The following is a 25,593-nucleotide window of genomic DNA, read 5'->3' on the forward strand; positions in this document are numbered from 1 at the left end:
CCGGTAGTTATCCCAAGAACAACCGCTGATGCTTTTGTGAGCTGTGCATAACTCACCATTTTGATCCCAGCTTATACGGATCAGGATCACCGATCATTCACAGCAAAGGATCCTCTCTATCTGACTGATAAGCTGCTGCTTTTCTCGCTTATCCACAGGCAGTCGCGATCCTAATAAAGAGATCTAACAGAAAGATCATATACAGAATAAAGATCCTTTCTTTTAAACCCGCAGATCCCGCCGCTTTCACCCTCGGCGGAATTTCAGTAGAATCCACCGCCCAGGGCAACGATCCCTGCCAGTTCATCAACGAGGTACCACTTCATGTTTTATCCAGATCCTTTTGACGTCATCGTAATCGGTGGTGGTCATGCGGGCACAGAAGCCGCGATGGCCGCTGCCCGAATGGGTCAGCAAACTCTGTTACTCACCCATAACATTGATACGCTTGGACAAATGTCCTGTAACCCGGCGATTGGTGGCATTGGAAAAGGACATCTGGTTAAGGAAGTGGATGCCTTAGGCGGCCTGATGGCGACGGCGATCGACAAGGCGGGCATTCAGTTTAGGATACTAAACAGCAGCAAAGGCCCGGCGGTGCGTGCTACCCGCGCGCAGGCGGATCGCGTGCTGTATCGCCAGGCGGTACGCACCGCGCTGGAGAACCAGCCCAACCTGATGATCTTCCAGCAGGCGGTCGACGATCTTATCGTCGAAAACGATCGCATCGTAGGCGCCGTCACGCAGATGGGGCTGAAGTTCCGCGCCAAAGCCGTGGTGCTTACCGTCGGAACCTTCCTCGACGGCAAAATTCATATCGGGCTGGATAACTACAGCGGCGGTCGCGCAGGCGATCCACCGTCGATTCCGCTGGCGAAGCGCCTGCGCGCGCTGCCGCTGCGCGTCAGCCGTCTGAAAACCGGTACGCCGCCGCGCATCGACGCGCGCACGATCGATTTTTCCGTGCTCAGCCCGCAGCACGGCGACAACCCGATGCCGGTCTTCTCGTTCATGGGCGATGCCTCGCAGCATCCGCAGCAGGTTCCCTGCTGGATCACCTATACCAACGAGCAGACCCACGAGGTGATCCGCAATAACCTCGATCGCAGCCCGATGTATGCCGGGATCATCGAAGGGATCGGCCCGCGCTACTGCCCGTCGATCGAAGACAAGGTCATGCGCTTCGCCGATCGCAACGCGCATCAGATCTTCCTGGAGCCGGAAGGGCTGACCAGCAATGAAATTTACCCGAACGGCATCTCAACCAGCCTGCCGTTCGACGTGCAGATGCAAATTGTGCGTTCGATGAAGGGCCTGGAGAACGCGAAAATCGTTCGCCCAGGTTACGCGATCGAGTATGACTTCTTCGATCCGCGCGATCTCAAGCCGACGCTGGAGAGCAAATATATTCACGGGCTGTTTTTCGCCGGCCAGATCAACGGCACGACCGGCTACGAAGAAGCCGCGGCGCAGGGACTGCTGGCAGGACTCAACGCCGGACGCCACTCTGCCGACAAAGAGGGCTGGGCGCCGCGTCGCGATCAGGCCTACCTCGGCGTGCTGGTGGACGATCTCTGCACGCTCGGCACCAAAGAGCCATACCGCATGTTCACCTCGCGCGCCGAGTATCGTCTGATGCTGCGCGAAGATAACGCCGATCTCCGTCTCACCGAAACCGGCCGTGAGCTGGGTCTGGTGGACGACGCCCGCTGGGCGCGCTTCAACCAGAAGCTGGAGGCGATTGAGCAGGAGCGTCAGCGTCTGCGCGATATGTGGGTCCATCCGAAGTCGGAAAACGTCGCGGAAGTGAACACGCTGCTCAACAGCGCGCTCACCAAAGAGGCGAGCGGCGAAGATCTGCTGCGCCGTCCGGAAATGACTTACGCTCAGCTTACCGCGCTGCCGAGCTTCGGCCCGTCGCTGGCTGACGCGCAGGCGGCCGAGCAGGTTGAGATTCAGGTGAAGTACGAAGGCTATATTGCGCGCCAGCAGGAAGAGATCGATCGTCAACTGCGCAATGAAAATACGCTGCTGCCGGCCGAACTCGATTATCGCCAGGTCAACGGCCTGTCGAACGAAGTCATCGCCAAGCTCAACGATCATAAGCCGTCTTCGATCGGCCAGGCGTCGCGCATCTCCGGCATCACGCCGGCGGCGATTTCGATTTTGTTGATTTACCTGAAAAAACAAGGGCTGCTGCGCAAAAGCGCCTGACCTGAAACGGGGCGAGGCCACTCGCCCCCGCTGACTGGATTTATGCTGTGATCACAAAACTCGCTTCGCTGCTTAAGGCAGCCGGTATTTCCCTCTCCGATCAACAAAAAGAGCAGCTGGTCGCCTACGTCGGCCTGCTGGATAAGTGGAATAAAGCCTACAACCTGACGTCGGTGCGCGATCCGCAGCAGATGCTGGTGCGCCATATTCTCGACAGCATCGTGGTGGCGCCTCATCTGAAGGGCGAACGCTTCATCGACGTCGGCACCGGACCGGGCCTGCCGGGCATCCCGCTCGCCATTGTGCTGCCGCAGGCGCAGTTTACGCTGCTGGATAGCCTGGGCAAGCGCGTGCGTTTTCTGCGCCAGGTTCAGCATGAGCTGGGCTTACCCAACATCACGCCGGTGCAGAGCAGGGTAGAGGCCTTTCCCTCCGAGCCGCCGTTCGACGGCGTCATCAGCCGCGCGTTCGCCTCGCTGCAGGATATGGTGAACTGGTGTCATCATCTGCCTTCCGCGCAGGGACGGTTTTACGCGCTGAAAGGGGTGCGTCCGGACGATGAAATCGCCAGCCTGCCGGCCGGTTTTCGTCTGGCTGCTGTCGAGGCGCTACAGGTGCCCGAGCTGGACGGCGAGCGCCACCTGGTGATTATCGAGCGCGAATAGCCCTAAATAGCGCAGGGATTAAGGCTTTCTAAGACGTTTGCCTTAATCAATGCGCTGCTCATAAAACCAGCAGTTGAATGCGCGGCGTAATGCAATTTCAATCGAGGCGGCCGCGAATAAAGGTTAACGAGCCAGCCGGAAATTATCCGAAAAGCTCTGTTACATTTAACGATTAATTCACATTTGTTTATCATGCAGATCACTTTTACCCGGCATGCTGGGCAGAGAGATAATCACTCTGGAAAATATATCAGGGTAATAACTCCGCGTGCGTAATATCAATTTTATGTTCTTGCCACGCTCTGTGATGTCAATCAGCTGTTTTTATCGAAAATAAGGTGAGCGCGAGGCAGCGAAAATATTATCCTACTGTTTTTAAAGGTTTTAACGCCGAATTAATAGGCGTCACTATTGCTCGTCAGCAAATTTGAATAGCAGGGCAGTGTTTAGAATGTGATCTAAAGCACGCTTTAAACGCAAGCCGGAAGCCAAATTAGCGCGGCGCTGGTCCACAAATTCACCTGACAATCTTTTGAAAAATAGCCGTTCGGAAAGAAATTTAAATAATTGTTCACCTTTTGGCTACTTACGGATTGAAATCGCAGGTGCGGCCCGTATAATTTGCACGGCTTTTGCTGCTTGACTCGAGTGAGTAAAGGCAGTCTTATACGACACGCGACATACCCCTTATGGGGCAGGGGAGTAACAGCGCCATGTCAGTGTCTCTTTACAGTGTAAAATTCGCCCGAACCGTGCTGGTTATCCAGCTGGTGACTGTTGTCATCATCGGCGCTCTCTTTGCCCTGAAAGATGTCACCTGGGGCGTCTCTGCGCTGGCTGGCGGAGCGGCAGCCTGGCTGCCGAACGTGTTGTTCATGTTTTTAGCCTGGCGCCTGCAAGGGCAATCCCCGGCTTCCGGACGGGTTGCGTGGAGTTTCGCTCTCGGCGAAATCGGCAAGGTCATCGCAACCATCGTGTTGCTCATTGTGGCGTTGGGTGTTTTCAGGGTGGTTTTCTGGCCGCTCGGGATAACCTGGTTATCGGTGCTGGTGGTTCAGATGTTGGCACCGGCGGTAATTAACAACAAAGGGTAAAAGGCATCATGGCTGCAGGAGAAACTCAAACTCCTCAAGAGTACATCGGTCACCATCTGACGCATCTTCAGTTGGACCTGCGTACCTTCGAGTTAGTGAATGCTCACGACGCTCCCGCGACGTTCTGGGCATTAAATATCGATTCTATGTTTTTCTCTCTGGTGCTGGGATTCATCTTCCTGGTGTTGTTCCGCAAAGTGGCGAAGAGCGCTACCAGCGGCGTGCCAGGGAAAATGCAGGCTGCTATCGAACTGGTTGTCGGCTTCGTTGATGGCAACGTGCGCGACATGTACCACGGTAAAAGCAAACTTATCGCCCCGCTGGCTCTGACGATTTTCGTCTGGGTCTTCCTGATGAACTTCATGGATCTGCTGCCTATCGACCTGCTGCCGTATATCGGCGAGCACTGGCTGGGCCTGCCGGCGCTGCGCGTCGTGCCGTCCGCAGACGTGAACATCACGCTGTCTATGGCGTTGGGCGTATTTATTTTGATTCTGTTCTACAGCATCAAAATGAAAGGTGTAGGCGGCTTCGCGAAAGAGCTGACGCTGCAGCCTTTTAATCACCCGATCTTCATCCCCATCAACCTGATCCTTGAAGGCGTTAGCCTGCTGTCCAAACCGGTTTCACTCGGTCTGCGACTGTTCGGCAACATGTATGCGGGTGAGCTGATCTTTATCCTTATTGCCGGTCTGTTGCCGTGGTGGTCGCAGTGGGTGCTGAATGTGCCGTGGGCCATTTTCCACATCCTGATCATCTCGTTGCAGGCTTTCATTTTCATGGTCCTCACGATTGTCTATCTGTCGATGGCATCTGAAGAACATTGATTTTTTTCTCAACACTAAGCGTTTAACTGAAACAAACTGGAGACTGTCATGGAAAACCTGAATATGGATCTGCTGTACATGGCTGCCGCTGTGATGATGGGCCTGGCGGCAATCGGTGCTGCGATCGGTATCGGCATCCTCGGAGGTAAATTCCTGGAAGGCGCCGCGCGCCAGCCGGATCTGATTCCTCTGCTGCGTACGCAGTTCTTTGTTGTAATGGGTCTGGTGGATGCAATCCCGATGATCGCTGTTGGTCTGGGTCTCTATGTGATGTTTGCTGTCGCCTAAAGCCTGTCGCTCCTGGTTCATCATGGCACCGGGTGCGATGATGAACGGTTCTGCCGCTTATCGTTAAGATATCGGCAGAAAAGTTAACAACTTAATTAGAGGCATTGTGCTGTGAACATTAACGCAACAATCCTCGGCCAGGCCATCGCGTTTATCCTGTTCGTCGCGTTCTGCATGAAGTACGTATGGCCGCCGATTATGGCTGCCATCGAAAAGCGCCAGAAAGAAATTGCTGAAGGCCTTGCTTCTGCTGAGCGCGCGAAGAAAGATTTGGATCTCGCGCAGGCCAATGTGACCGACCAGCTGAAAAAAGCTAAAGAAGAAGCTCAGGTCATTATCGAGCAGGCGAACAAACGCCGTACTCAGATTCTGGACGAAGCGAAAACTGAAGCCGAGAACGAACGTAACCGCATCGTGGCGCAGGCGCAGGCTGAAATCGACGCCGAGCGTAAACGTGCTCGCGAAGAGCTGCGTAAGCAAGTCGCGTTGCTGGCAATGGCTGGCGCCGAGAAGATCATCGAACGTTCCGTGGATGAAGCTGCTAACAGCGACATCGTTGATAAACTGGTCGCTGAACTGTAAGGAGGGAGGGGCTGATGTCTGAACTGATTACTGTAGCTCGCCCCTACGCCAAAGCAGCTTTTGACTTTGCTGTTGAGCATCAAAGCATCGAGCGCTGGCAAAATATGCTGGCGTTTGCCGCGACCGTAGCACGCAATGAGCAAATGGCCGATCTTCTCTCTGGCGCGCTGGCGCCGGAAGCGTTATCGGCTTCTTTCATTGCCGTCTGCGGCGATCAATTAGATGAACACGGCCAGAACCTGATTAAGGTTATGGCAGAGAACGGACGTTTGACCGCGCTTCCAGCTGTACTCGAGCAGTTCATTCACCTGCGCGACGCCTATGAGGCGACTGCGGAGGTGGAGGTAATTTCTGCCGGTACGCTGAGTGACAGCCAGCTGACTAAAATCAGCGCCGCGATGGAAAAACGTCTGTCACGCAAAGTTAAGCTGAATTGCAAAATTGATAAGTCTGTCATGGCAGGCGTGATCATCCGTGCGGGTGATCTGGTGATTGATGGCAGCGTGCGCGGCCGTCTCGAGCGTCTGGCAGACGCCTTGCAGTCTTAAGGGGACTGGAGCATATGCAACTGAATTCCACCGAAATCAGCGAACTGATCAAGCAGCGCATTGCTCAGTTCAATGTCGTGAGCGAAGCTCACAACGAAGGTACAATCGTTTCTGTAAGCGACGGTATCATCCGCGTACACGGCCTGGCCGATGTGATGCAGGGTGAGATGATCGCCCTTCCGGGCAACCGTTACGCTATCGCCCTGAACCTCGAGCGCGACTCTGTCGGCGCCGTGGTCATGGGCCCGTACGCTGACCTCGCCGAAGGCATGAAGGTTAAGTGTACCGGTCGTATTCTGGAAGTGCCGGTCGGTCGCGGCCTGCTGGGCCGCGTGGTGAACACCCTGGGTGCGCCAATCGACGGCAAAGGCGCGATCGACAACGACGGCTTCTCGCCGGTTGAAGTGATCGCACCGGGCGTTATCGACCGTCAGTCAGTCGACGAGCCGGTTCAGACCGGTTACAAATCTGTCGATGCGATGATTCCAATCGGTCGTGGCCAGCGTGAGCTGATCATCGGCGACCGTCAGACCGGTAAAACCGCGCTGGCGATCGACGCGATCATCAACCAGCGCGACTCCGGCATCAAATGCGTGTACGTCGCGATCGGTCAGAAAGCCTCTACCATCGCTAACGTGGTGCGCAAGCTGGAAGAGCACGGCGCGCTGTCAAACACCATCGTGGTGGTGGCGTCCGCGTCTGAATCCGCTGCACTGCAGTACCTGGCGCCCTACTCCGGCTGCGCCATGGGCGAATACTTCCGCGACCGCGGCGAAGATGCGCTGATCGTATACGATGACCTGTCCAAGCAGGCTGTCGCTTACCGTCAGATTTCTCTGCTGCTGCGCCGTCCGCCGGGCCGTGAAGCATTCCCGGGCGACGTGTTCTATCTCCACTCTCGTCTGCTGGAGCGTGCGTCACGCGTTAGCGCTGACTACGTTGAGCGTTTCACCAACGGCGAAGTTAAAGGTAAAACCGGTTCACTGACCGCGCTGCCGATCATCGAAACCCAGGCGGGCGACGTTTCCGCGTTCGTTCCGACCAACGTAATCTCGATTACCGATGGTCAGATCTTCCTGGAATCGAACCTGTTTAACTCCGGTATTCGTCCGGCGGTTAACCCAGGTATCTCCGTATCGCGTGTTGGTGGTGCTGCTCAGACCAAGATCATCAAGAAACTGTCCGGCGGCATCCGTACCGCGCTGGCACAGTATCGTGAGCTGGCGGCGTTCTCGCAGTTCGCTTCCGATCTGGATGACGCGACCCGCAAACAGCTGAGCCACGGTCAGAAAGTGACCGAGCTGCTGAAACAGAAACAGTATGCGCCGATGTCCGTCGCGCAACAGGGTCTGGTGCTGTTTGCTGCCGAGCGCGGCTACCTGAACGACGTTGAACTGGCGAAAATCCTTAGCTTCGAAGCTGCGCTGCTGGCGTTCGCAGATCGCGACCACGCCGAGCTGATGCAGGAAATCAACCAAACTGGTAACTACAACAACGATATCGAAGCGAAGCTGAAAGGCCTGCTCGACACGTTTAAAGCAACCCAGTCCTGGTAATGTCTGGCGGCTTGTCTGAAAAGGCAGGCCGCAAGGCTTTGAGGAGAAGCTAATGGCCGGCGCAAAAGAGATACGTAACAAGATTGGAAGCGTGAAAAACACGCAGAAGATCACCAAAGCGATGGAAATGGTCGCCGCCTCCAAAATGCGTAAAACGCAGGAACGCATGGCGGCCAGCCGTCCGTATGCAGATACCATGCGCAAAGTGATTGGTCACCTTGCGTTAGGAAATCTGGAATACAAGCACCCTTACCTGGAAGAGCGTGACGTTAAGCGCGTCGGCTACCTGGTCGTTTCGACTGACCGCGGGCTTTGTGGTGGTTTGAACATTAACCTGTTCAAAAAATTGCTGGCGGATATGAAGGCCTGGTCCGATAAAGGCGTACAGAGCGATCTGTCGATCATCGGTTCCAAAGGTCTGGCGTTCTTCGGCTCCGTAGGCGGCAACATCGTGGCTCAGGTGACCGGCATGGGTGATAAACCTGCCCTGTCCGATCTGATTGGCCCGGTAAAAGTGATGTTGCAGGCTTACGACGAAGGGCGTATCGACAAACTTTATGTCGTCAGCAACAAGTTCAATAACACCATGTCTCAGACTCCGACCATTACCCAACTGCTGCCGTTACCGCCAGCGGAAGGTGAAGAAGAGATGAAGGCGAAGACCTGGGATTACCTGTACGAGCCCGATCCGAAAGCGCTGCTGGATACCCTGCTGCGTCGTTATGTCGAATCGCAGGTTTATCAGGGTGTGGTGGAAAACCTGGCCAGTGAGCAGGCCGCGCGTATGGTGGCGATGAAAGCCGCAACCGACAACGGCGGAAATCTGATCAAAGAGCTGCAGTTGGTATACAACAAAGCTCGTCAGGCCAGCATCACCCAGGAACTCACCGAGATCGTCTCGGGAGCCTCCGCGGTTTAACCAGGTAAGAATTAGGTAGAGGATTCAAGATGGCAGCTGGAAAGATTGTCCAGATTATCGGCGCCGTAGTTGACGTCGAATTCCCTCAGGACGCGGTACCGCAAGTGTACAACGCCCTTGAGGTTCAGAATGGTGATGCTCGTCTGGTGCTGGAAGTTCAGCAGCAGCTGGGCGGCGGCGTGGTTCGTACCATCGCCATGGGTTCTTCTGACGGCCTGAAGCGCGGTCTGGAAGTTGCTGACCTGAAAAAACCGATCCAGGTTCCGGTGGGTAAAGCCACCCTCGGCCGTATCATGAACGTGCTGGGCGAGCCGATCGACATGAAAGGCGACATCAAAGAAGAAGACGGCAGTGCAGTAGAGATCTCCTCTATTCACCGCGCGGCGCCTTCTTATGAAGACCAGTCCAACTCGCAGGAACTGCTGGAAACCGGCATCAAGGTTATCGACCTGATGTGTCCGTTCGCCAAGGGCGGTAAAGTCGGCCTGTTCGGCGGCGCGGGCGTAGGTAAAACCGTAAACATGATGGAGCTGATCCGTAACATCGCGGCTGAGCACTCAGGTTACTCGGTATTTGCCGGCGTGGGCGAGCGTACTCGTGAGGGTAACGACTTCTACCACGAAATGACCGACTCCAACGTAATCGACAAAGTTGCGCTGGTGTATGGCCAGATGAACGAGCCGCCGGGCAACCGTCTGCGCGTGGCACTGACCGGTCTGACCATGGCGGAAAAATTCCGTGACGAAGGCCGCGATGTTCTGCTGTTCATCGACAACATCTATCGTTACACCCTGGCCGGTACGGAAGTTTCCGCACTGCTGGGTCGTATGCCGTCAGCGGTAGGCTACCAGCCGACGCTGGCCGAAGAGATGGGCGTGCTGCAGGAGCGTATTACCTCCACCAAGACCGGTTCAATCACCTCCGTACAGGCCGTTTACGTCCCTGCGGATGACTTGACTGACCCGTCTCCGGCGACCACCTTCGCCCACCTGGACTCAACCGTTACCCTGAGCCGTCAGATCGCGTCTCTGGGTATCTACCCGGCCGTTGACCCGCTGGACTCCACCAGCCGTCAGCTGGATCCGCTGGTGGTTGGCCAGGAGCACTACGACGTTGCGCGCGGCGTGCAGTCTCTGCTGCAGCGTTACCAGGAACTGAAAGACATCATCGCCATCCTCGGTATGGACGAGCTGTCTGAAGACGACAAACTGCTGGTGGCTCGCGCGCGTAAGATTCAGCGCTTCCTGTCTCAGCCGTTCTTCGTAGCGGAAGTCTTCACCGGTGCGCCAGGTAAATACGTTACGCTGAAAGACACTATCCGTGGCTTTAAAGGCATTATGGACGGCGAGTTCGACCATCTGCCGGAGCAGGCTTTCTACATGGTCGGCGCTATCGAAGAAGCCGTGGAAAAAGCGAAGAAACTGTAATAACGGTTTCCCGGGAGGACAGATATGGCTATGACTTATCACCTGGACGTCGTCAGCGCAGAGAAACAGCTGTTCTCTGGCCTGGTGCAGAAAATTCAGGTGTCAGGTAGCGAAGGCGAGCTGGGTATTTTCCCTGGCCACGCGCCGCTGCTGACTGCCATCAAGCCTGGAATGATCCGTATCGTGAAGCAGCACGGCGAAGAGGAGTTTATCTACCTCTCTGGCGGCGTGCTGGAAGTGCAGCCGGGCAGCACCACCGTTCTGGCCGATACCGCTATCCGCGGTACCGACCTGGACGAGGCGCGTGCGCTGGAAGCGAAACGCAAAGCAGAAGAGCACATGAACAGCAGCCACGGCGACGTGGACTATGCTCAGGCCTCTGCGGAGCTGGCGAAAGCCATTGCTAAACTGCGCGTGATCGAGCTGACCAAAAAAGCGATGTAATCAGGCTTTATGCGTCACGAAATGCCAGCCCTACGGGCTGGCATTTTTTTTGCCCGCGCCTCAGGCTGCGCGCGCCTAATTTCGACCTGAGAAAAATGTAGTAATCTCAGGGGTAAACCGTTTAACTTTCGCATGTCAAAAACTCTGTCAGGATGGTTATGTCTAACAGCGCAATGAGCGTGGTAATCCTTGCTGCCGGCAAGGGAACCCGTATGTATTCCGATCTGCCCAAAGTTCTGCATACCCTTGCAGGCAAGCCCATGGTTCAGCACGTAATCGACGCCGCAACCGGCCTCGGCGCGCGCCATATTCATCTGGTCTACGGCCACGGCGGCGACCGGCTGAAGGCGACGCTGACCGAGCCGTCGCTCAACTGGGTGCTGCAGGCGGAACAGCTCGGCACCGGCCACGCAATGCAGCAGGCTGCCCCCGCGTTCGCTGACGACGAAGATATTCTGATGCTCTACGGCGACGTGCCGCTGATCTCTCAGGAGACGCTGCAGCGTCTGCGCGACGCCAAACCTGAAGGCGGCATCGGCCTGCTGACGGTGGTGCTGGACAATCCCAGCGGCTACGGGCGCATCGTGCGCGAAAACAGCGCCATCGTCGGTATTGTCGAGCAGAAAGACGCCACGCCCGATCAGCTGAAAATCACCGAAATCAATACCGGCATCCTGATCGCCAACGGCGGCGATCTGAAGCGCTGGCTGGCGCAGCTCACCAATAACAACGCGCAGGGCGAATACTACATCACCGATATCATTGCGCTGGCGCACCAGGAAGGGCGACAGATCAACGCGGTGCACCCGGCGCGCGTCAGCGAAACCGACGGCGTGAACAACCGCCTGCAGCTGGCGACGCTGGAACGGGTTTATCAGAGCGAACAGGCGGAAAAACTGCTGCTGGCGGGCGTGATGCTGCGCGATCCGGCGCGCTTCGATCTGCGCGGCGTTTTGCGCCACGGCCGCGACGTCGAAATCGACGTCAATGTCATTATCGAAGGCGAGGTCAGCCTCGGCGACCGCGTGAAAATCGGCGCGGGCTGCATCATTAAAAACAGCGTCATTGGCGACGACTGCGAAATCAGCCCCTATTCGGTGATCGAGGATGCGAACCTTGCCGCCGACTGCACCGTCGGGCCGTTCGCCCGTCTGCGTCCCGGCAGCGAGCTGGCGCAGGCCGCCCACGTCGGGAATTTCGTCGAAATGAAGAAGGCGACGCTGGGCAAAGGTTCGAAGGCGGGACATCTGAGTTATCTCGGCGACGCGGAGATTGGCGCCAACGTCAATATCGGCGCGGGCACCATCACCTGCAACTACGATGGCGCGAATAAATCCAAAACCATTATCGGCGACAATGTCTTTGTCGGCTCCGATACGCAGCTGGTGGCGCCGGTCAGCGTGGCGGCAGGCGCGACTATCGCGGCGGGCACCACGGTAATGAAAGACGTGACCGAGGCGTCGCTGGTCTACAACCGCAAAGAGCAGAACAGCAAAGCGGACTGGCAGCGTCCGGCGAAGAAAAAGTAATTTTTAGCGGCCAGCCGCGTGCTGGCCGCCGCAGTAACACAATAATAATCCCCACTCTCTACAAGGCTCGGGGAGCCCGGCAAAGCCGGTTATCAGGTCGTATGACAACGAAAGATGGCCGAAAGCCATCAGGTCAGGAATAACATTTATGTGTGGAATTGTAGGTGCAGTAGCGCAGCGCGATATCGCAGAAATTCTGCTGGAAGGCCTGCGTCGCCTGGAGTATCGCGGTTATGATTCGGCCGGTCTGGCCGTGGTTGACCGTCAGGGCCACGTGACGCGCCTGCGTCGCGTCGGCAAAGTGCAGATGCTGGCGGAGGCTGCCGAGCAGCAGCCGCTGATCGGCGGCACCGGCATCGCTCATACGCGCTGGGCAACGCACGGCGAACCGTCGGAGGCCAACGCGCATCCGCATGTCTCCGGGCAGATCATCGTGGTGCATAACGGCATTATCGAAAACCATGAGCCGCTGCGTGAAGCGCTGATCGCGCGCGGTTATCGCTTCGCATCCGAAACCGACACCGAAGTGGTGGCGCATCTGGTGCACTGGGAGCAGAAACAGGGCGGCACGCTGCGCGACGTCGTGCTGCGCGTCATTCCTCAGCTGCGCGGCGCCTATGGCATGGTGATCATGGACAGCCGCGATCCGTCGCTGCTGGTGGCCGCACGTTCGGGCAGCCCGCTGGTGATTGGCCGCGGCGTCGGCGAGAACTTCATCGCCTCCGATCAGCTGGCGCTGCTACCGGTGACGCGCCGCTTCATCTATCTGGAAGAGGGCGACATCGCCGAGATTAGCCGTCGCGACGTCACTATCGTCGATCGCGCCGGAAACGCGGTGCAGCGCGCCGAAATCGAGTCGAGCGTGCAGTATGACGCGGGCGATAAAGGCGTGTATCGCCACTATATGCAGAAAGAGATTTACGAACAGCCGATGGCGATTAAAAACACCTTAACCGGTCGTTTCAGCCATGGCGAAGTCGATCTCAGCGAGCTGGGCCCGCATGCCGAAGCCCTGCTCAGCCAGGTCGAGCATATTCAGATCATCGCCTGCGGCACCTCCTATAACTCCGGCATGGTGGCGCGTTACTGGTTCGAGTCGCTGGCGAATATTCCCTGCGACGTCGAGATCGCCTCTGAGTTCCGCTACCGCAAATCCGCCGTGCGCAAAAACAGCCTGCTGATTACCCTGTCGCAGTCTGGCGAAACCGCCGATACGCTGGCGGCGCTGCGTCTGACCAAAGAGCTGGGCTACCTCGGTTCGCTGGCGATCTGCAACGTCGCGGGCTCTTCGCTGGTGCGCGAGTCGGATCTGGCGCTGATGACTAAGGCGGGCACCGAAATCGGCGTCGCCTCGACCAAGGCTTTCACCACGCAGCTTACCGTGCTGCTGATGCTGGTGGCGAAAGTGGGCCGCCTGCGCGGCATGCCGGCGGAAACTGAGCATGAGATCGTGCACGGCCTGCAGGCGCTGCCGAGCCGCATCGAACAGATGCTGGCGCAGGACAAGCGTATCGAACTGCTGGCGGAAGATTTCTCCGACAAGCACCACGCGCTGTTCCTCGGCCGCGGCGATCAGTATCCGATCGCCATGGAAGGGGCGCTCAAGCTGAAAGAGATCTCCTATATCCATGCGGAAGCCTACGCCGCTGGCGAGCTGAAGCACGGTCCGCTGGCGCTGATCGACGCCGATATGCCGGTAATCGTAGTGGCGCCGAACAACGAGCTGCTGGAAAAGCTGAAGTCCAATATTGAAGAGGTGCGCGCGCGCGGCGGTCTGCTGTACGTGTTTGCCGATCAGGACGCCGGCTTCAGCGACAGCGACGGCATGAAGATTATCTCTCTGCCGCACGTGGAAGAGGTGATCGCGCCTATTTTCTACACCGTGCCGCTGCAGCTGCTCTCTTATCACGTCGCGCTGATTAAAGGCACCGACGTGGATCAGCCAAGAAACCTGGCGAAGTCGGTAACGGTAGAGTAAACAAGCGGGCCCGGAAACGGGCCCTTTTACTTTTTGTTCGCTGTCATATAACTGTCACATTTCCTACATTTCACTGTCATCAAACTGTCCTATTTTCCCTCCTGCAGCAATCACTGACTCCAACTACAACGGCTTCAAGCCTGAGATAAACTCCCCTGGAGGGAACATGACACTGATGCGTAGCACCGTAGCCCGAATCCTTACCGCCACTCTCGCCGTAAGCGCGGTTTCTGCCTTTGCAGCCACCGATCTGACGGGCGCGGGCGGTACTTTCCCGGCGCCGGTTTATGCCAAGTGGGCAGCAGAATATCAGCAAGCCACCGGTAGCAAAATCAACTACCAGGGCATTGGTTCATCCGGCGGCGTGAAGCAGATCATCGCGAAAACCGTGGATTTTGGCGCGTCAGATGCGCCGATGAAAGATGAAGACCTGCAGAAAAACGGCCTGTTTCAGTTCCCGACCGTCATTGGCGGCGTCGTGCTGGCCGTCAACATCCCGGGCGTGAAATCAGGCGAACTGACGCTCGACGGCAAAACCGTCGGCGACATCTACCTGGGCAAAATCAAAAAGTGGAACGACGCGGCGATCGCTAAGCTGAACCCGGGCGTGAAACTGCCAGATACCAACATCAATGTGGTGCGCCGCGCGGATGGTTCCGGCACCTCCTTCGTCTTCACCAGCTACCTGGCGAAGGTCAACGAAGAGTGGAACAGCAAAATCGGCAAAGGCAACACCGTTAACTGGCCGGCCGGTCTGGGCGGCAAAGGCAACGACGGCGTCGCGGCGTTCGTACAGCGTCTGCCGGGTTCAATCGGCTATGTCGAATACGCCTATGCCAAGCAGAACAACCTGACCTACACCAAACTGGTTGACGCCGATGGCAAGCCGGTCGCGCCGAGCGAAACCAGCTTCTCCAACGCGGCGAAAGGCGCAGACTGGAGCAAATCCTTTGCGCAGGACCTGACCTTCCAGAAAGGCAACGACGCCTGGCCGATCACCTCAACCACCTTCATTCTGGTCTACAAAGATCAGGCGAATGCCGAGAAGGGCAGCGAAGTGCTGAAGTTCTTCGACTGGGCGTACAAAAACGGCGACAAAACGGCGACCAGCCTGGATTACGCCACCCTGCCGGACAGCGTAACCCAGCAGATCCGCGACGCCTGGAAGGCCAATATCAAAGACAGTTCCGGCAAAGCGCTCTACCAGTAAGCGAACAACTCCGGTCGGACGCGCGTCCGGCCAGATCGAGAAGGGCGGCCGCGCGCCGCCCTGACAACCTCTAAAGAATGAGTCTTCTATGGCTGCAACGAAGCCGGCATTCAAAGCCCCCGGTAAGCAAGGTGACATGATTTTTGGCGCGCTGGTTAAACTGGCTGCGCTGATTGTCCTGTTGCTGTTGGGCGGCATTATCGTCTCCCTGATTTTCTCCTCCTGGCCAAGCATCCAGAAATTTGGCTTTTCCTTCCTGTGGAACAAAACCTGGGATGCGCCGAACGAAGAATTTGGCGCGCTGGTGCCGATCTACGGCACCCTCGTCACCTCGCTGATTGCGCTGATTATCGCCGTGCCGGTGAGCTTCGGCATCGCGCTGTTTCTGACGGAGCTGTCGCCTGGCTGGCTGCGCCGTCCGCTCGGCACCGCTATTGAGCTGCTGGCGGCGATCCCCAGCATCGTTTACGGCATGTGGGGCCTGTTTATCTTCGCGCCGCTGTTTGCGGAATATTTCCAGACGCCGGTCGGCGAAATCATGTCGAACATCCCCTTTGTCGGCGCGCTCTTTTCCGGGCCGGCCTTCGGCATCGGCATCCTGGCGGCGGGCGTTATTCTGGCGATCATGATCATTCCTTACATCGCCTCGGTAATGCGCGACGTGTTTGAGCAGACGCCGGTGATGATGAAGGAGTCCGCCTACGGCATCGGCTGCACCACCTGGGAAGTGATCTGGCGCATCGTGCTGCCGTTCACCAAAAACGGCGTGATTGGCGGCGTGATGCTCGGCCTGGGACGCGCGCTGGGCGAAACCATGGCGGTCACCTTTATCATCGGCAACACTTACCAGCTCGACAGTCCTTCGCTGTTTATGCCGGGCAACAGCATCACTTCCGCGCTGGCGAACGAGTTCGCCGAAGCCGAGTCGGGCGTGCATGTCGCCGCGCTGATGGAGCTGGGACTGATCCTGTTCGTTATCACCTTTATCGTGCTGGCCATTTCCAAATTAATGATCCTGCGCCTCGCGAAAAGTGAAGGAGCGCGCTCATGACGACGATTGAACTACAGGCTCGCGCCGAACTGGACGCGTCGCGCCGCAAAATGCAGGCCTGGCGCAGCACCAAGAATAAGATCGCGCTGGCGCTGTCGCTGCTGACCATGGCTTTCGGCCTGTTCTGGCTGGTGTGGATCCTGTTCACCACCGTGACGCGCGGCGTGGACGGGCTGAGCTGGGCGCTGTTTACCGAATCGACGCCGCCGCCCAATACCGCCGGCGGCGGTCTGGCCAACGCCCTGGCGGGCAGCGGCCTGCTGATTTTGTGGTCGACGGTGATCGGCACGCCGCTGGGCATCCTGGCGGGCGTCTATCTGGCGGAATATGGCCGCAAGTCGGCGCTGGCGGAAGTGATCCGCTTTATTAACGATATCCTGCTCTCGGCGCCGTCGATCGTGGTGGGCCTGTTCGTTTACACCATCGTGGTGGCGCAGATGCAGCACTTCTCCGGCTGGGCAGGCGTGATCGCGCTGGCGCTGCTGCAGATCCCGATCGTTATCCGCACCACCGAAAATATGCTGCGGCTGGTGCCGGACAGCATGCGTGAAGCGGCCTACGCGCTCGGCACGCCGAAGTGGAAGATGATCTCCGCGATTACGCTGAAGGCGTCGGTATCGGGCATTCTGACCGGCGTGCTGCTGGCGATCGCCCGTATCGCGGGCGAAACCGCGCCGCTGCTGTTTACCGCGCTGTCGAACCAGTTCTGGTCCACCGACATGATGCAGCCGCTGGCGAACCTGCCGGTCACCATCTTTAAGTTCGCGATGAGCCCCTTTGCCGAATGGCAGAGTCTGGCCTGGGCGGGCGTGCTGATTATTACGCTCTGCGTGCTGCTGCTGAATATCCTGGCGCGCGTAGTCTTCACCAAGAGCAAAAACGGTTAACCTTCGGCGCTGCCTGGCGCGGCGCCGTTTAAGAGAGACGAGCAATGAGTATCGCGACTTCCAACAGCGGTAAAATTCAGGTGCGTAACCTGAACTTCTATTACGGCAAATTTCACGCGCTGAAGAACATCAACCTGGACATCGCGAAGAACCAGGTCACCGCGTTTATCGGTCCGTCAGGCTGCGGCAAATCGACCCTGCTGCGCACCTTTAACAAAATGTACTCGCTCTATCCCGATCAGCGCGCCGAAGGGGACATTTTGCTGGATGGCGACAACATTCTGGCCTCCAGCCAGGATATCGCCCTGCTGCGCGCGCGCGTCGGCATGGTATTCCAGAAACCGACCCCTTTCCCGATGTCGATCTACGACAATATCGCCTTTGGCGTGCGTCTGTTTGAAAAGCTGTCGCGCGCCGATATGGATGAGCGCGTGCAGTGGGCGCTGAGCAAAGCGGCGCTGTGGAATGAAACCAAAGACAAGCTGCACCAGAGCGGATACAGTCTCTCGGGCGGCCAGCAACAGCGTCTCTGCATCGCGCGCGGCATCGCGATCCGTCCGGAAGTGCTGCTGCTGGACGAGCCCTGTTCGGCGCTGGACCCGATCTCGACCGGCCGTATCGAAGAGCTGATCACCGAGCTGAAGCAGGACTATACCGTGGTCATCGTGACGCATAATATGCAGCAGGCGGCGCGCTGTTCCGACCATACCGCCTTTATGTATCTGGGCGAGCTAATTGAGTTCAGCGATACCGACCGGCTGTTCACCAAACCGGCGCAGAAACAGACCGAAGATTACATTACCGGCCGCTACGGCTGATTTTCAGGAGATAAACATGGATAACCTCAATCTGAACAAGCATATCTCCGGTCAGTTCAATGCGGAGCTGGAACACATTCGCACCCAGGTGATGATTATGGGCGGCATGGTGGAGCAGCAGCTCACCGACGCCATCACCGCGATGCACAATCTGGACGGCGAGCTGGCGCAGCGCGTGATCGACGGCGACCAGAAGGTCAATATGATGGAAGTGGAGATTGATGAAGCCTGCGTGCGCATCATCGCCAAACGCCAGCCCACCGCCAGCGACCTGCGCCTGGTGATGGCGATCATCAAAACCATCTCCGAGCTGGAGCGCATCGGCGACGTGGCGGAAAAAATCAGCCGCACCGCGCTGGAAAAATTCGGCCAGCAGCATATGCCGCTGCTGGTGAGCCTGGAGTCGCTGGGGCGTCACACCGTGGAGATGCTGCACGACGTGCTGGACGCCTTCGCGCGCATGGATCTGACCGAAGCGATCCAGATCTATCGCGAAGACAAAAAGGTCGACAAAGAGTATGAAGGCATCGTGCGTCAGCTGATGACCTACATGATGGAAGATCCGCGCACCATTCCGAGCGTGCTGACCGCGCTGTTCTGCGCCCGCGCCATCGAGCGTATCGGCGATCGCTGTCAGAACATCTGCGAAATCATCTTCTATTTCGTTAAAGGTCAGGATTTCCGCCACGTCGGCGGCGATAAGCTGGATGAGCTGCTCTCCGGCGACGACGGCTCCAATAAACCCTCCTGATGACTCTCCGCCGTGCGCTGGCTGGCGCACGGCTCGCCGCTTTTTCTGCCCCACGCAACCGTTTTCTTTATATACTTGGCGCACTTTTTCTCTATCAAGGTGCTGATTCATGTCTCTTTCCCGCAGTAAGCAGAGCGTGACGCCTGCGAAGGCGATGCTGGCCGCGGTCAGCGGTTACGCGATGGATGGATTCGATCTGCTGATCCTGGGATTTATGCTGCCGGCAATTAGCCTGTCGCTGGCGCTGGATCCGTCGCAGGCGGGCTCGCTGGTTACCTGGACGCTGATTGGCGCGGTGGTGGGCGGTATTCTGTTCGGCCATCTCAGCGATCGTTTTGGCCGCATTCGCATCCTCACCGTCACCATTCTGATGTTCTCGATTTTCACCGGACTGTGCGCGGTGGCGCAGGGCTACTGGGATCTACTGGCGTACCGCACGCTGGCGGGCATGGGGCTGGGCGGCGAGTTCGGCATCGGCATGGCGCTGATTGCCGAAGCCTGGCCGGCGGAAAAGCGCAACCGCGCCTCGGCGTGGGTCGGCATCGGCTGGCAGCTTGGCGTGCTGCTGGCGGCCTTTATCACGCCGCCGCTGCTGGGCGTTATCGGCTGGCGCGGCATGTTTCTGGTCGGTCTGCTGCCCGCGCTGTTCTCGTTTGTGCTGCGGCGCAGCATGGGCGAGCCGGAGGCCTTTACCCGGCAGGCGACGCTGACGCCGTCGCTGTCGTTCGCCGCGCGCCTGAAAATGCTGGTGCAGGATCGCGCCACGGCGAAAGCGAGCCTCGGCATCTTTATCCTGACGTCAGTGCAGAACTTCGGCTATTACGGGCTGATGATCTGGATGCCGAGCTATCTCTCCGCTAACTTCGGCTTCAGCCTGACCAAATCGGGCTTATGGACCGCGGTCACCGTGGTCGGCATGACCTTCGGCATCTGGCTGTTCGGCGTGCTGGCGGACCGCTTTGCGCGCTGGAAAATTTTCCTGCTCTATCAGTTCGGCGCCGTGGCGATGGTGGTGATCTACGCGCAGCTGCGCGATCCCACCGTGATGCTGTTTACCGGCGCGCTGATGGGGATGTTCGTTAACGGCATGATTGGCGGCTACGGCGCGCTGATCTCCGACACGTTCCCGCCGCAGGCGCGCGCCACGGCGCAGAACGTCTTGTTCAACCTCGGGCGCGGCGTCGGCGGTTTCGGCCCGCTGGTGATCGGCCTGCTGGTGGCGAAAATTTCGTTTACCGCGGCGATCACGCTGCTGGCGCTGATCTACCTGCTGGATATCGTCGCCACGCTCTTTTTGCTGCCGAAAAAGCAGGGCAACGACGATTCGCTGGGCGCGATTGGTTAAGTCGCGGCGGATGAGTCGGCGACCAGCCGCCAGCCGCGCGCGCGCCAGAGCGCGGGCAGCTCGGCCATATCGGTAAAGCGCGTTACCAGCGGGTGGTCGATTTCAGGGTTGTGCGCGTCCGCGCAGTAGTAAAATACCGGGATGCCCGCCGCGATGCCGGCGCGGGCGCCCGCTTCGGAATCGTCCACCAGAATGCAGCGCTCGACAGGCACCTGCATCTGTTCGGCGGCGTAATGCATCAGCGCGGGATCGGGCTTCCAGCGCGCGATGTCGTAGCCGCTGTAGAGGCGATCGCGAAACCAGGGCAGCATGCCGGTCAGCCCCAGCGAGTGCTGCATCTTCTTTACCGTGCCGTTGGAGACGACGCACATCGGCACGGTTAGCTTTTCCACCAGCGCTTTCGCGCCGGGAATTTCCGTCAGCGACGCGTCGAACAGGCGCGCCACTTCGGCGCGGTAGTCGGTTTCAAATGTCGCCTGCGGCAGGGTGGCGTGATGCGTTTCTCCAACGTCGCGAATAATGTCGTAGAGCTGGACGCCTTTGTACCTTTCGAACATCTCCTGCAACGAGCAGCTAATTCCGTAGCGGGCGAAGGTGTTGACGTACGCCTGGGTGCAGAGCAATTCGCTGTCTACCAGGGTGCCGTCGCAGTCAAAAAACACGCACTCTACTGCCATCTGTCGCTATCCTTCTGTTTTCGAGAGAGCACACACTTTAACCTAATCGACGCAGATTGCGATCCCGGAAACGGTTGCGAAAAATCATTGTATTGCCGCTGTAAAGCGGTCAGGATACGCGCCGAGTTCTTTTCATCAGGATCGTTGGCATGAGTAAACAAGGCCTTTTGCAGCGCGTTTTTAAGCTGCAGGAACATGGCACTACGGTGCGCACCGAGGTTATCGCCGGTGTCACCACTTTCCTGACGATGGTCTACATCGTCTTTGTTAACCCGCAGATTCTCGGCGTAGCAGGCATGGATACCCAGGCGGTATTCGTCACGACCTGCCTTATCGCCGCATTCGGCAGTATTCTGATGGGTCTGTTCGCCAATCTGCCGGTGGCGCTGGCGCCGGCGATGGGGCTCAACGCCTTTTTCGCCTTCGTGGTGGTCGGCGCGATGGGCTATTCGTGGCAGGTGGGCATGGGCGCGATTTTCTGGGGCGCGCTTGGGCTGCTGATCCTGACGCTGCTGCGCGTGCGCTACTGGATGATCGCCAATATCCCGCTGAGCCTGCGCGTCGGCATTACCGCCGGTATCGGTTTGTTTATCGCCATGATGGGGCTGAAGAACGCCGGCATCATCGTTGCGAATCCCGATACCATCGCCGCGGTCGGCAATCTGACCTCGCACAGCGTACTGCTCGGCGCGCTCGGCTTCTTTATCATCGCCATTCTGGCGTCGCGCAATATCCATGCGGCGGTGCTGATCTCGATGGTGATCACCACCGCCATCGGCTGGGCGCTGGGCGATGTGAAATTTGTCGGCCTTTTCTCCGCGCCGCCTGCGATCGGCAGCGTGGTTGGGCAGGTAGATATTAAAGGCGCGTTCAATATCGGCATGGCGGGCATTATCTTCTCCTTTATGCTGGTTAACCTGTTTGACTCTTCCGGCACCCTGATCGGCGTCACCGACAAAGCGGGCCTGACCGACGAGAAAGGCACGTTTCCGCGCATGAAGCAGGCGCTGTTTGTCGATAGCTTCAGCTCGGTAACCGGCGCGCTGGCGGGTACCTCGTCAGTGACCGCTTACATCGAGAGTTCGTCCGGCGTGGCGATCGGCGGCCGCACCGGCCTGATGGCGGTAGTGACCGGCGTGCTTTTTCTGCTGGTGATGTTCCTGTCGCCGCTGGCGGCGATGGTGCCGGGCTATGCGGCTGCAGGCGCGCTGATCTACGTCGGCGTGCTGATGACCGCCAGCCTGTCGCGCGTGCGCTGGGACGATCTCACCGAAGCGGTGCCGGCTTTCGTGACCGCGGCGATGATGCCGTTCAGCTTCTCGATTACCGAAGGCATCGCACTGGGCTTTATCGCCTACTGCGTGATGAAGCTGGGCACCGGCCGCTGGCGCGAGATCAGCCCCTGCGTGGTGGTCGTGGCGCTGCTGTTCGTGTTGAAAATCGCCTTTATCGACGCGCATTAAGAAGACGGCTCGGGCTCTATCGCAAACCGCAGAGTCGTCTGCAAGCGGGTGAGATGAACCGAAGAGCAAAGCGTCACGCGCCATGGATGGCGCGGGGCGAGCTGGCAGGGATGCCGTTTTTTGCGTCTTTGCGATCGGTTCATCTCGCCCGCGTTGGCACCATTGCCCCGTAAAAAAAGCCGCTTAAGCGGCTTTTTTTTATGTCTCTGGGTGAAGGCTGCGCTCTCGCGGCGAGCTGGTCAGCCGCAGCGTGCGCGGCCCAATATTTGGTTTGCTCATCTCGACGTCGCGCAGCGCATGCCACTCGCGCGAGGCGTCAATTTCCCACAGGTGCAAACGCTGGGTGGCGGGCGACAGGGCGCATGACCACACCAGCGTCGGCTCGGCGTCGCACACTGCCTGAATATCGGGATAGCTCGTCGAACGCAGACGCCCGGCCGCAGGCTGCAGCCGCAGCGAGGCCATATTATCGTTCCCTTCGCCGGTCAGCTTGAGAATGCTCTGGCGCAGCGTCCAGATCTGCGTCACCGCTTCCATAAAATCCTGCTGCGCATTGATCCAGGCACGCTCGCCCGAGGTAAGCGACTGCATCAGCTGCTCCTGCGTCTGGCGGCTGTGGGCGCGAACGATCTCCATATCCAGCCCGGCGCGTCCTCCCTCTTCGGCCAGCAGCACGCCGACCATATTGCCGGCATAGGCGATGCTGAAATCGGGCAAATCACGATCGGCAAAGGCGGGACGGCCGTTGCTGTGGGTAACGAGAGCAGGAAGGGTGTTGATACCGTAAACGCGCAGCATCAGCTGCGCCAGCATCAGACGAGCAAGCAAAAAACGGCCACGGTATCTGTCAGGCAGCTGTCGCGCCTGATCGATGACATCCTGCGGCATGCGCATGGCGTCGGCGACAATGCCGCGATCGCCCATCCAACGTACAAAATGACCCGCCATCTGTCGCTCCGTGAAAATGGTCACTTAATCATCAGGGCGCATTGTAAGAATTTTCTGAGCATATTGCATCTGACATGCAACAGAATGACGCATATTCAGAATCGGCTGATAAAAGGCGGCGGGAAAAGAGAGGCCGCTACGCGCTTGCGCAGCGGCGGATGACCGTCAGGCCAGTTTGCACGCCTGGTCAAAACGCAGACGCGGCAGGCGCGGGTGCAGCTTCTCGCGATCGCCGTAGCCGAGGTTGATCAACATATTCACCTGCCAGCTGCTGCCGGCGAAGAACGCCTCGTTAACTTTCGCGGGATCGAAACCGGACATCGGTCCGGCATCCAGCCCGAGCGAGCGCGCGGCCAGGATCAGATAGCCCGCCTGCAGGCTGCTGTTGCGAAAGGCGGTCTCTTTCACCAGCTCCGGGCTGCCGGTAAACCAGCTGCGCGCATCGGCGTGCGGAAACAGCTGCGGCAGCTGATCGTAAAACGCCATATCGTGGGCGACGATGACCGTTACCGGCGCGGTCATGGTCTTTTCCACATTGCCGGATGAGAGCGCCGGCTTCAGCTTCTCTTTGCCTTCCTGCGAGGCGACAAAGACAAAGCGGCCCGGCGAGCAGTTGGCCGAAGTCGGGCCAAGGGCGGTCAACGCGTAGAGCTGCTCCAGAATGCCGGCTTCAAGGGGTTTATCCTGCCAGTAGCTATGGGTGCGGGCTTCGTTAAATAGTTGGTCGAGCGCGGTGTTGTCGAGCGGTGTATGCATACTACTCTCCTTGGTCTGGCGGAAGCAGCCGCCTGAGACATGCCATGGTGAAGGCGTATCCGGGAAAACCGGTGCTTATCGTTTATACCTCAATGACGGTTCGCCGCCAAATAGCAAAGGCGCAAACAGGCGGCGTTTGACTAAGGAGAAGAGCGAAAGTGCACAAATTGACGCTGTGTCCGATCATTTCCCAATACAGAAGCTGGAAAATATCCGTCCCAGCAAATCATCGGAGGTAAACTCGCCGGTGATCTCGCTCAGCGCCTGCTGCGCCAGCCGCAGCTCTTCCGCCAGCAGTTCGCCTGCCCACGCGCCCAGCAGCTGCGCCTTGCCCTGCTGTAAGTGAGTAGCTGCTAACTCCAGTGCCTGAAGATGACGTCGACGCGCCAGGAAGCCGCCTTCCATATTGCCGGAAAAGCCCATCGACTGTTTCAGATGGTCGCGCAGCGCATCCACGCCCGCGCCGGTGCGCGCCGAAAGACGAATAAGTGAGTGATGATTTACTTCTGTCAGGCCCAGCGTTTCGCCAGTGACGTCCGCCTTATTGCGCACGACGGTAATCGGCAACGCCGCAGGCAGGCGCGAAACGAAGTCGGGCCAGATCTGCGCCGCTTCCGTGGCGTCGGTGGTGGTGCCGTCCACCATGAACAGCACGCGATCCGCCTGCTCGATCTCCTGCCAGGCGCGCTCGATGCCGATACGTTCGACCTCATCGCTGGCCTCGCGCAGCCCGGCGGTGTCGATGATATGCAGCGGCATGCCGTCGATATGGATATGTTCGCGCAGCACGTCGCGCGTGGTGCCGGCGATATCGGTAACGATCGCCGCTTCGCGTCCCGCCAGCGCATTCAGCAGGCTTGATTTACCCGCATTTGGCCGGCCCGCGATCACCACTTTCATGCCTTCGCGCAGCAGGCTGCCCTGACGCGCTTCGGCGCGTACCGCGTCGAGATCGACGATCACCTCATCCAGCTGCGCTTCGATTTTACCGTCGGAGAGAAAGTCGATCTCTTCATCGGGGAAGTCAATCGCCGCTTCGACGTAGATGCGCAGGTGGGTCAGCGCCTCTACCAGCTGGTTGATGCGCGTCGAAAAGGCGCCCTGCAGCGAATTGACCGCGGAACGCGCCGCCTGCTCGGAGCTGGCGTCAATCAGATCGGCGATCGCCTCGGCCTGCGCCAGGTCGAGCTTGTCGTTGAGAAAGGCGCGCTCGGAAAACTCGCCCGGCTGGGCGATGCGCACGCCAGGCAGCGCCACGATGCGCTTCAGCAGCAAATCGAGGATCACCGGGCCGCCGTGGCCCTGCAGCTCCAGCACATCTTCGCCGGTAAAGGAGTTCGGGCCGGGAAACCACAGCGCGATGCCCTGATCCAGCACGCTGCCGTCGGCGTCTTTAAACGGCAGATAGTCGGCGTAGCGCGCTTTCGGCAGCTTGCCGAGCACCTGCTGCGCCACCTCGGCGGCGCGCGCGCCGGAGATACGCAAAATACCGACGCCGCCGCGTCCGGGAGGCGTCGCCTGGGCGACGATAGTATCGCTGTGGCTCATGGAATTTTCTCTCGCTAAAAAATAAGGCGGTCTTATTGACCGCCTCAGGGTAAACCAGATTGTCAGAC

24 protein-coding genes are annotated in these 25,593 nt (G+C 58.4%); 20 read left to right on the forward strand and 4 right to left on the reverse strand.

The genetic code is table 11. From position 1 onward, the window contains the following. The first annotated feature begins 324 nt into the window (after positions 1-324). From mnmG to AC6I7Z_RS00095, 19 genes are all read left to right on the forward strand, one after another. Positions 325-2,214 (forward strand): tRNA uridine-5-carboxymethylaminomethyl(34) synthesis enzyme MnmG, encoded by a 1,890-nt coding sequence (gene mnmG, locus AC6I7Z_RS00005; RefSeq protein ID WP_497812721.1) that lies wholly within the window; start codon positions 325-327, stop codon positions 2,212-2,214. 47 nt (positions 2,215-2,261) lie between these two features. Then, complete coding sequence (gene rsmG / locus AC6I7Z_RS00010; RefSeq protein ID WP_497812722.1) at positions 2,262-2,879, forward strand: 16S rRNA (guanine(527)-N(7))-methyltransferase RsmG; 618 nt, start codon at positions 2,262-2,264, stop codon at positions 2,877-2,879. 713 nt (positions 2,880-3,592) lie between these two features. Then, positions 3,593-3,973 (forward strand): F0F1 ATP synthase subunit I, encoded by a 381-nt coding sequence (gene atpI, locus AC6I7Z_RS00015; RefSeq protein ID WP_033755584.1) that lies wholly within the window; start codon positions 3,593-3,595, stop codon positions 3,971-3,973. An 8-nt stretch (positions 3,974-3,981) separates the two neighbouring features. Beyond that, on the forward strand, positions 3,982-4,800 hold the full coding sequence (gene atpB / locus AC6I7Z_RS00020; protein WP_048781248.1) for a F0F1 ATP synthase subunit A: 819 nt from the start codon (positions 3,982-3,984) through the stop codon (positions 4,798-4,800). 48 nt (positions 4,801-4,848) lie between these two features. Next, entirely contained in the window at positions 4,849-5,088 is a 240-nt protein-coding gene (gene atpE / locus AC6I7Z_RS00025) for a F0F1 ATP synthase subunit C (RefSeq protein ID WP_003849523.1), read from the forward strand. Between the two features lie 111 nt (positions 5,089-5,199). Continuing rightward, positions 5,200-5,670 carry a F0F1 ATP synthase subunit B gene (gene atpF / locus AC6I7Z_RS00030; RefSeq protein WP_033755393.1) on the forward strand — a complete coding sequence of 157 codons (471 nt, stop codon included), beginning with the start codon at positions 5,200-5,202 and terminating at the stop codon, positions 5,668-5,670. A gap of 14 nt (positions 5,671-5,684) precedes the next feature. After that, entirely contained in the window at positions 5,685-6,218 is a 534-nt protein-coding gene (atpH, locus tag AC6I7Z_RS00035) for a F0F1 ATP synthase subunit delta (RefSeq protein ID WP_033755396.1), read from the forward strand. A gap of 14 nt (positions 6,219-6,232) precedes the next feature. Then, the gene (gene atpA, locus AC6I7Z_RS00040) at positions 6,233-7,774 is read left to right on the forward strand and encodes a F0F1 ATP synthase subunit alpha (protein ID WP_120457695.1); all 1,542 of its coding nucleotides are present in this window, start codon (positions 6,233-6,235) and stop codon (positions 7,772-7,774) included. Positions 7,775-7,826: 52 nt separating this feature from the next. Next, a complete protein-coding gene (gene atpG, locus AC6I7Z_RS00045) occupies positions 7,827-8,693 on the forward strand; it encodes a F0F1 ATP synthase subunit gamma (protein WP_033755402.1) in 867 nt (288 codons plus the stop codon). A 29-nt stretch (positions 8,694-8,722) separates the two neighbouring features. Continuing rightward, on the forward strand, positions 8,723-10,120 hold the full coding sequence (gene atpD / locus AC6I7Z_RS00050) for a F0F1 ATP synthase subunit beta (RefSeq protein WP_033755405.1): 1,398 nt from the start codon (positions 8,723-8,725) through the stop codon (positions 10,118-10,120). A gap of 24 nt (positions 10,121-10,144) precedes the next feature. Continuing rightward, complete coding sequence (locus AC6I7Z_RS00055) at positions 10,145-10,564, forward strand: F0F1 ATP synthase subunit epsilon (RefSeq protein WP_033755408.1); 420 nt, start codon at positions 10,145-10,147, stop codon at positions 10,562-10,564. Positions 10,565-10,722: 158 nt separating this feature from the next. Next, positions 10,723-12,093 carry a bifunctional UDP-N-acetylglucosamine diphosphorylase/glucosamine-1-phosphate N-acetyltransferase GlmU gene (gene glmU / locus AC6I7Z_RS00060; protein WP_497812723.1) on the forward strand — a complete coding sequence of 457 codons (1,371 nt, stop codon included), beginning with the start codon at positions 10,723-10,725 and terminating at the stop codon, positions 12,091-12,093. 148 nt (positions 12,094-12,241) lie between these two features. Beyond that, positions 12,242-14,071: a glutamine--fructose-6-phosphate transaminase (isomerizing) gene (glmS, locus tag AC6I7Z_RS00065; protein WP_497812724.1), complete on the forward strand. Its 1,830-nt coding sequence runs from the start codon at positions 12,242-12,244 to the stop codon at positions 14,069-14,071. A 166-nt stretch (positions 14,072-14,237) separates the two neighbouring features. Beyond that, positions 14,238-15,281, forward strand: a complete 1,044-nt coding sequence (gene pstS / locus AC6I7Z_RS00070; RefSeq protein WP_033755414.1) for a phosphate ABC transporter substrate-binding protein PstS — start codon at positions 14,238-14,240, stop codon at positions 15,279-15,281. An 88-nt stretch (positions 15,282-15,369) separates the two neighbouring features. Then, a complete protein-coding gene (gene pstC, locus AC6I7Z_RS00075) occupies positions 15,370-16,332 on the forward strand; it encodes a phosphate ABC transporter permease PstC (protein WP_033755417.1) in 963 nt (320 codons plus the stop codon). Further along, entirely contained in the window at positions 16,329-17,219 is an 891-nt protein-coding gene (gene pstA, locus AC6I7Z_RS00080) for a phosphate ABC transporter permease PstA (protein ID WP_497812725.1), read from the forward strand. The genes pstC and pstA overlap by 4 nt, the downstream gene beginning before the upstream one ends. A 44-nt stretch (positions 17,220-17,263) precedes the next feature. Beyond that, positions 17,264-18,037: a phosphate ABC transporter ATP-binding protein PstB gene (gene pstB, locus AC6I7Z_RS00085; RefSeq protein WP_033755421.1), complete on the forward strand. Its 774-nt coding sequence runs from the start codon at positions 17,264-17,266 to the stop codon at positions 18,035-18,037. 16 nt (positions 18,038-18,053) lie between these two features. Then, positions 18,054-18,788, forward strand: a complete 735-nt coding sequence (phoU, locus tag AC6I7Z_RS00090) for a phosphate signaling complex protein PhoU (protein ID WP_033755423.1) — start codon at positions 18,054-18,056, stop codon at positions 18,786-18,788. A 109-nt stretch (positions 18,789-18,897) separates the two neighbouring features. Beyond that, positions 18,898-20,133: an MFS transporter gene (locus AC6I7Z_RS00095; protein ID WP_497812726.1), complete on the forward strand. Its 1,236-nt coding sequence runs from the start codon at positions 18,898-18,900 to the stop codon at positions 20,131-20,133. Here the strand turns inward: AC6I7Z_RS00095 and yieH are convergent. After that, positions 20,130-20,810: a 6-phosphogluconate phosphatase gene (gene yieH, locus AC6I7Z_RS00100; RefSeq protein ID WP_497812727.1), complete on the reverse strand. Its 681-nt coding sequence runs from the start codon at positions 20,808-20,810 to the stop codon at positions 20,130-20,132. The two genes, AC6I7Z_RS00095 and yieH, sit on opposite strands and share 4 nt — an antisense overlap. A gap of 149 nt (positions 20,811-20,959) precedes the next feature. Here yieH and AC6I7Z_RS00105 point away from each other — a divergent pair, with 149 nt between their 5' ends. Beyond that, the gene (locus AC6I7Z_RS00105; protein WP_497812728.1) at positions 20,960-22,273 is read left to right on the forward strand and encodes an NCS2 family permease; all 1,314 of its coding nucleotides are present in this window, start codon (positions 20,960-20,962) and stop codon (positions 22,271-22,273) included. Positions 22,274-22,471: 198 nt separating this feature from the next. Here AC6I7Z_RS00105 and AC6I7Z_RS00110 read toward each other — a convergent pair whose 3' ends face one another. From AC6I7Z_RS00110 to mnmE, 3 genes are all read right to left on the reverse strand, one after another. Beyond that, complete coding sequence (locus AC6I7Z_RS00110; protein WP_497812729.1) at positions 22,472-23,221, reverse strand: 4'-phosphopantetheinyl transferase family protein; 750 nt, start codon at positions 23,219-23,221, stop codon at positions 22,472-22,474. Between the two features lie 165 nt (positions 23,222-23,386). Next, entirely contained in the window at positions 23,387-23,977 is a 591-nt protein-coding gene (locus AC6I7Z_RS00115) for a malonic semialdehyde reductase (RefSeq protein WP_497812730.1), read from the reverse strand. 183 nt (positions 23,978-24,160) lie between these two features. Next, positions 24,161-25,525: a tRNA uridine-5-carboxymethylaminomethyl(34) synthesis GTPase MnmE gene (gene mnmE / locus AC6I7Z_RS00120; RefSeq protein WP_084884316.1), complete on the reverse strand. Its 1,365-nt coding sequence runs from the start codon at positions 25,523-25,525 to the stop codon at positions 24,161-24,163. Between the last annotated feature and the right edge of the window lie 68 nt (positions 25,526-25,593).

Source organism: Pantoea sp. X-Soil-MYKO-1289, from assembly GCF_059730625.1.

Bases quoted from the DNA above. Each gene is read 5' to 3' on its own strand.
- mnmG (WP_497812721.1), top strand. From the start codon at position 325: ATGTTTTATCCAGATCCTTTTGACGTCATCGTAATCGGTGGTGGTCAT.
- atpI (WP_033755584.1), top strand. From the start codon at position 3,593: ATGTCAGTGTCTCTTTACAGTGTAAAATTCGCCCGAACCGTGCTGGTT.
- atpB (WP_048781248.1), top strand. From the start codon at position 3,982: ATGGCTGCAGGAGAAACTCAAACTCCTCAAGAGTACATCGGTCACCAT.
- atpE (WP_003849523.1), top strand. From the start codon at position 4,849: ATGGAAAACCTGAATATGGATCTGCTGTACATGGCTGCCGCTGTGATG.
- atpH (WP_033755396.1), top strand. From the start codon at position 5,685: ATGTCTGAACTGATTACTGTAGCTCGCCCCTACGCCAAAGCAGCTTTT.
- atpA (WP_120457695.1), top strand. From the start codon at position 6,233: ATGCAACTGAATTCCACCGAAATCAGCGAACTGATCAAGCAGCGCATT.
- atpG (WP_033755402.1), top strand. From the start codon at position 7,827: ATGGCCGGCGCAAAAGAGATACGTAACAAGATTGGAAGCGTGAAAAAC.
- atpD (WP_033755405.1), top strand. From the start codon at position 8,723: ATGGCAGCTGGAAAGATTGTCCAGATTATCGGCGCCGTAGTTGACGTC.
- AC6I7Z_RS00055 (WP_033755408.1), top strand. From the start codon at position 10,145: ATGGCTATGACTTATCACCTGGACGTCGTCAGCGCAGAGAAACAGCTG.
- glmU (WP_497812723.1), top strand. From the start codon at position 10,723: ATGTCTAACAGCGCAATGAGCGTGGTAATCCTTGCTGCCGGCAAGGGA.
- glmS (WP_497812724.1), top strand. From the start codon at position 12,242: ATGTGTGGAATTGTAGGTGCAGTAGCGCAGCGCGATATCGCAGAAATT.
- pstS (WP_033755414.1), top strand. From the start codon at position 14,238: ATGACACTGATGCGTAGCACCGTAGCCCGAATCCTTACCGCCACTCTC.
- pstC (WP_033755417.1), top strand. From the start codon at position 15,370: ATGGCTGCAACGAAGCCGGCATTCAAAGCCCCCGGTAAGCAAGGTGAC.
- pstA (WP_497812725.1), top strand. From the start codon at position 16,329: ATGACGACGATTGAACTACAGGCTCGCGCCGAACTGGACGCGTCGCGC.
- pstB (WP_033755421.1), top strand. From the start codon at position 17,264: ATGAGTATCGCGACTTCCAACAGCGGTAAAATTCAGGTGCGTAACCTG.
- phoU (WP_033755423.1), top strand. From the start codon at position 18,054: ATGGATAACCTCAATCTGAACAAGCATATCTCCGGTCAGTTCAATGCG.
- AC6I7Z_RS00095 (WP_497812726.1), top strand. From the start codon at position 18,898: ATGTCTCTTTCCCGCAGTAAGCAGAGCGTGACGCCTGCGAAGGCGATG.
- yieH (WP_497812727.1), bottom strand. From the start codon at position 20,810: ATGGCAGTAGAGTGCGTGTTTTTTGACTGCGACGGCACCCTGGTAGAC.
- AC6I7Z_RS00105 (WP_497812728.1), top strand. From the start codon at position 20,960: ATGAGTAAACAAGGCCTTTTGCAGCGCGTTTTTAAGCTGCAGGAACAT.
- AC6I7Z_RS00110 (WP_497812729.1), bottom strand. From the start codon at position 23,221: ATGGCGGGTCATTTTGTACGTTGGATGGGCGATCGCGGCATTGTCGCC.
- AC6I7Z_RS00115 (WP_497812730.1), bottom strand. From the start codon at position 23,977: ATGCATACACCGCTCGACAACACCGCGCTCGACCAACTATTTAACGAA.
- mnmE (WP_084884316.1), bottom strand. From the start codon at position 25,525: ATGAGCCACAGCGATACTATCGTCGCCCAGGCGACGCCTCCCGGACGC.